The 6,101-nt window shown below is 70.5% G+C and carries 2 protein-coding genes; both read right to left on the bottom strand.

The window, feature by feature from the left end; all coding sequences use genetic code 11:
* On the bottom strand, positions 1–5,705 hold a 5,705-nt coding region (locus ACWEPF_RS39390; RefSeq protein ID WP_452176455.1), incomplete at its 3' end, for an amino acid adenylation domain-containing protein.
* Positions 5,705–6,101 (bottom strand): phosphopantetheine-binding protein (locus ACWEPF_RS39385; protein WP_452176454.1); only part of this gene is annotated, 397 nt, incomplete at its 5' end. The genes ACWEPF_RS39385 and ACWEPF_RS39390, both read right to left, overlap by 1 nt.

Below are 6,101 nucleotides of genomic sequence, written 5' to 3'. Positions count from 1 at the left end.
TGCGCACCAGCGATATACAGATCACCCGCCACACCAACCGGCACCGGACGCAACCCACCGTCCAACACGAACAACCTCGTGTTCGCCACCGGCGCGCCGAACGGCACCACACCCTCACGACCCGGATCCACCAACGCCTCGGCAACCATCACCGTCGCCTCCGTCGGACCATAGGTGTTCACCAACCGACGACCCGCCGACCACACCCCCGCCGCACGCGCACCGATCGCCTCAGCACCCACCACCAACGTCTCCACCGACGCCAGATCCCCCGGCGACAACACCCCCAACAACGACGGCACCACACTCGCCACCCGCACATCCCGCGACGCCACCAACGCACGCAACAACGCCGGCTCCGACCGCTCACCCGGACCCGCCACCACCAACCGCGACCCCGAACACAACGCCACCACCACATCCAGCACCGACGCGTCGAAACTGAACGAAGCGAACTGCAACACCCCAACCCCCGGCCCCGCCCCGAAAACCGGAACAAACGCCGACACCGCATTCACCAACGAACCATGCGCCACCACCACACCCTTCGGACGCCCCGTCGAACCCGACGTATAAATCACATACGCCGCATGACCAGGCAGAACACGACCCCCACGATCCCGCTCCGACAACGCACCGGCCCCGAACCCCGCCAGCGCCGCCACCACACCCGGATCGTCCAACACCACCACCGGCACGTCAGCCGACTCCGGCAGGCTCGCCACGCACCCCGTCGAGGTCAGGACCATCACCGCACCGGCATCCGCCAGCATGAAAGCGATCCGCTCCACCGGATACTCAGGATCGACCGGCACATACGCACCACCCGCCTTCCAAACCCCGAGAATCCCCACCACCATCTCCACACCACGCGGCAGACACAACGCCACCGCCGACTCCGGCCCCACACCCCGCTCAACCAACAACCGAGCCAACCGGTCAGACCGAGCATCCAACTCCGCATACGACAACTCAACGCCCCCGGCGACCACCGCCACCGCACCCGGCGCCCCCACCACCTGACCCGCGAACAACTCCAACACCGACACCGGCGCAACCTCAACCGCCGTGTCATTCCACTCCGTCAAAACACGACGCCGCTCAACAGCACCCAGCACATCCACCGCTTCGAGCGGAAGCTCCGCGCCGTCGGCCAGGGCGACCTCCAGTGCCGGCACCAGGTGCTCGATCGCCGTGCCGAGCAGCCGACCTACGGCCTGCGGGTCGGCCGGGGCCGTCGCATCCACGCTGATCGCGAACGTCCGTCCGTCGTCGTCGACCGCCACGGTGAGCGGGTAGTTGTTCCGCTCGCGGGCGAACACCATCCGGATGCCGTCGTCACCCTCCTCGGAGGCTGGTGTCTGCGGGGCATCCTGCAGTCGTGTGTTGTGCCGGTAGTTGAAGATCGACGTGAACAGCGGCACGTGGCCCGCGATCCCACTGGCCTGCTGGGCGACGGCGAGCGGCGCGTGCTCGTGCACCAGCAGCTCCGCGAGCTGGTCGCGCAGCTGCTTGACTGCGGTCAGCACGCCGGTGTCGTCGACACGCACACGCACCGGCAGGGTGTTGACGAAAAGGCCCGCGACGCGGTCCGAGCCGGCGCCGGCGTTCATCCGCCCGAACAGCACCGTCCCGAACACCACGTCGTCCTGCCCGGACAGGGCCGCCAGCACCCGCGCCCACGCCAGGTGGCAGAGCGTCGCCGGGCTCACACCGAGCGCGCGGGCCAACTCGCGGACCCGGGTGGACAGTTCTCCGCTCAGCGGGATACTGGCCTGCGCCGTCTCCACGCCGTCGCCGAGAACGTCCACCACGCCGTACGGGGCGGTGGTCTCGGTGACGTCGCCGAGCAGCTCGGTGAAGTACAGCTCGTGCGCCTCGCGAGAGGTGCCGAGCCGGGTCTGCGCCACGAAGTCCCGGAACGGCAGCGGCTCGGGCAACTGGTCACCGCGGCCTGTCAGGAAGGCCCGCACCTCGCCGAGCAGGACCTCGAAGCCGGTGTGGTCCATCACCAGGTGGTGCAGACGGACGAGGGCCAGCCAGCCAGGGCCGCCGGGCTCGGCGGCGAAGCGCACGTCGATCAGCGGTGCCCGCTCCAGGTCCATGGACACTCCAGCGGCGGCGAGCAGCTGCTCGACCGGCTCCGGCCCGTCCGCGTCCAGCGTGACCTCGTCCATCGGCAGGGTTGCCCGACGCCACACCACCTGGACCGGCTCCGGTAGCCGCTCCCAGACGATTCCCGTGCGGTAGATGTCGTTGCGGTCCACGACTTGCTGAAGGGCGGTGAGGAAGTTGGCGAGCAGCTCGCGCGAGGCGAAGCGGACGACCCTAGGCGTGACGTAGACGTCGGGTCGTCCCTCGGCCGCCATCAGGTGGTGGAAGAGCAGGCCTTCCTGCAGAGGTGCGAGCGGGTAGACGTCGGCCAGATTGGCGGCGCCACCGTCCACGGTGGCAACGATCCGCTCGACCTCCTCGGCCGACAGCTCGACCATCGGCAGCATGTCCGGGGTGATGGCCTGCGCACCCTCGGGAATCAGGTTGGCGGGTGCTGTGACGGCCTCGGCGCCGGCTGCCGCCGCGAGCCCGGCCGGGGTGGGAGTGCTGAAGAACGTCCGTACCGGCACCGTCACGCCGCGGGTGCGGAGCCACTCCACCAGACGCACCGCGAGCAGCGAGTGCCCGCCGAGCGCGAAGAAGTCGTCGTCCACACCGACCGACTCCAGGCCCAACACCTCGGCGAAGCCGGCGCAGAGCACCTCCTCGCGCACACTGGACGGGCCACGACCACCCGCGCCCAATGCCATCGCGTAGTCGGGAACGGGCAGTGCCCGCCGGTCCAGCTTCCCGTTCACCGTGACCGGCAGCGCGTCGAGCAGAACGACGGTGGAGGGCACCATGTGCCCGGGGAGCCGCTGCGCCGCGAACTCCCGCACCTCGGCAGGGAGAAGAGCTGCGTCGTCCGGCACCACATAGGCGACCAGGCGCTTGTCGCCAGGGACGTCCTCGCGGGCCACGACCGCGACCTGGGCGACCCCAGGGTGGTCCGCGACGACGGCCTGCACCTCGGCCGGCTCGACCCGGAACCCCCGGATCTTGACCTGCTCGTCCACCCGTCCCAGGTACTCCAGCACACCATCCGTCGTCCACCGGGCCAGGTCGCCGGTGCGGTACATCCGGCTCCCGGCCGGGCCGAACGGTGAGGCAACGAAGCGCTCCGCCGTCAGACTTGGCCGCCCGATGTACCCGCGGGCCAGCTGCACGCCTGCGATGTACAGCTCGCCGCCGACCCCGGCTGGCACCGGGCGCAGGGCCTCGTCCAGCACGTACATATGGGTGTTGAACACCGGGGTGCCGATCGGCACTGAGGCCGTGCCCCGGTCACGCTCGCAGCTCCACGCGGTGACGTCCACCGACGCCTCCGTCGGCCCGTACAGGTTGTGCAGCTCGACGTCGGCGAAGACCTCGAAGAAACGGTCTCGCAGCTCTGCGGGCAGTGCCTCGCCGCTGCAGATGACCCGCTGTAGCTCTCGGCAGCCGACCGCAGACGGCTCGCGCAGGAACGCCTCCAGCATCGACGGCACGAAGTGCGCCGTACTCACCCGCTCCTCGCGCAGCAGCTCAGCGAGGTACTGCGGATCGCGGTGCCCACCCGGGCGGGCCAGCACCAGGGTCGCGCCCTCGAGCAGCGGCCAGAAGAACTCCCAGACGGACACGTCGAAGCCGAACGGCGTCTTCTGCACGACCCGCTCGCCCGGCCGCAGCCCGTACTGTGCCTGCATCCAGACCAGCCGATTGACGATGCCCTCGTGCGGCACCGCCACGCCCTTGGGCCGGCCGGTCGAGCCGGAGGTGTAGATCACGTACGCAGGGTGCGCGGGCAGCAGGCCAGGGGCGGGGGCGCTGTCGGCGAAACCGGACAGCCTGGCGAGCGTGGCGGGTTCGTCGAGCACCCACACGTCCGCAGTCCCCTCCGGCAGGCGCGACACGCAGGCCTGCGAGGTCATCACGGCGGCCGCGCCGGCGTCGGCCAGGAGGAATCCGATCCGCTCGGCCGGGTAGTCGGGATCGACGGGCAGATACGCCCCACCGGCCTTGACCACCGCAAGCAGGGCGACGACCAGGTCGATGCCACGCTCCAGACAGACCGCCACCACCGACTCCGGCCCCACACCCTGACCGGCCAGCAGCCGGGCCAAGCGGTCGGCACGGGTATCCAGCTCCGCGTAGGTGAGCTCCGCACCCTCGAAGACCACCGCCACCGCATCCGGGGTCCGGCCCACCTGCGCCACGAACAGCTCCGGCAGGGTCGCGGACGCAACCGGAACGGCAGTGTCGTTCCACTCGGTCAGCACCCGATGCCGCTCCTCGGCATCCAGCACCTCCACCGCGCTCAACCGCAGGGCAGGGCGGACCGCCAGCTCGGCGAGGACTCGCTGCCAGTGGACAGCGATCCGCTCCACCGAGGCCTGCTCGAAGAGGTCGGCCGAGCCGATCAGGACCCCGCCGATGCCAGCCGGGCGCCCGTGGGCATCGAAACGTTCGGCGAGGTTGAGCTCCAGGTCGAACTTGGCCATCAGCCCGTCGGCCGAGCCCAGTCCCTCGACCCGCAGACCGGGCAGGGAGAGCTCGGCCCGGGCCTGGTTCTGGACCGTCAGCATCACCTGGAAGAGCGGATGCCGGACCAGCGAGCGGGACGGCGCGAGCTCCTCGACGAGGCGCTCGAACGGCACGTCCTGGTGCTCCAGGGCTGCCAGAGAGGTCTCGCGAAGCCGGGCCAAGACCTCGCCGAAGGTCGGATCTCCGGAGAGGTCGGCCCGCTGAACCAGGGTGTTGACGAAGAACCCGACCAGGTCGTCCAGCGCCTCGTCGGTCCGGCCCGCGTTGGCCGCGCCGATCGGGATGTCGGTGCCCGCACCCAGCTTGGAGAGCAGCACGGCCAACGCCGCCTGCACCACCATGAAGAGCGTCGCGCCGTGCTCGCGGGCCAGCGTAAGCAGCTCGGCGTGCAGACTGGCGGGAAGCTCCAGGGGCACGCTGTGCCCCCGGCTTCCGGCGACGGCCGGGCGGGGACGGTCGGCCGGCAGCTCCAGCTCCTCCGGGATTCCTGACAACGCCTTGCGCCAGTAGGCCAGTTGCTGCGAGAGCACGCTGCCCCGGTCGTCCTCCGACCCGAGTACCTCCCGCTGCCAGAGCGCGTAGTCCGCGTACTGCACCGGAAGCGGGGCCCACTTCGGCTCCTCACCGGTGAGGCGGGCCGCGTACGCCACCGACAGGTCGCGCGCCAACGGCGCGATCGACCAGCCGTCGGAAGCGATGTGGTGCATCACCACGACCAGCATGTGCTCGCCAGGGCTGGTGGTGAACAGCGATGCCCGGATGGGGACTTCACCGCCAAGGTCGAAGGCGTGACCGGTCACCGCGGCCACCGCCGCGGCCAGGGCGTCGGCCGCCACCTCGACGGCCCGGAGGGCGAAGCCCGCCTGGTCGAGCGGCAGAACGCGCTGGTACGGCTCGCCGTCGGCGACCTCGAAGACCGTCCGCAGCACCTCGTGCCGCTCGACCACGTCGGCCAGCGCCGCGCCCAGGGCATCGACATCGAGCTCACCGGAGAGCCGCAGCACCACCGGGACGTTGTAGGTCGCACTCGGGCCGTCCAACTGACCCAGGAACCAGAGCCGACGCTGCGCGAACGACAACGGCACCATCAGGACTCCTCCTGTCGACGCATCGGCCGCAGTGCCGGCCGGGCTGCCCGCTCTGTGCCGAGCTCGGCACTCGCGAGCTCAGCCGCGAACCGGGCCGGTGTGGGTGCCCGGAACAGCGTGCGCACCGACACCTCGACGCCCAGCACCGTGCGCAGCCGGCTGGCCAGGCGAACAGCCAGGAGCGAGTGGCCGCCGTGTGCGAAGAAGTCGTCGTCGACACCGAAGCGCGCCAGCCCGAGGACATCGGCAAACGCGATGCAGAGCACCTTCTCCTGCTCGGTCTCCGGCTCCCGGCCCGCACCGGCCGTGTACTCCGGTGCGGGCAGGGCCTTGCGGTCGAGCTTGCCGTTGACGGTCAGCGGCAACGCGTCCAGCACCACCACCGCGGCGGGCACC

It is taken from the genome of Kitasatospora sp. NPDC004289 (assembly GCF_053602875.1).
Note: the sequence above shows the minus strand (reverse complement) of the source record. Positions and strands in the feature narration are given on the sequence as shown.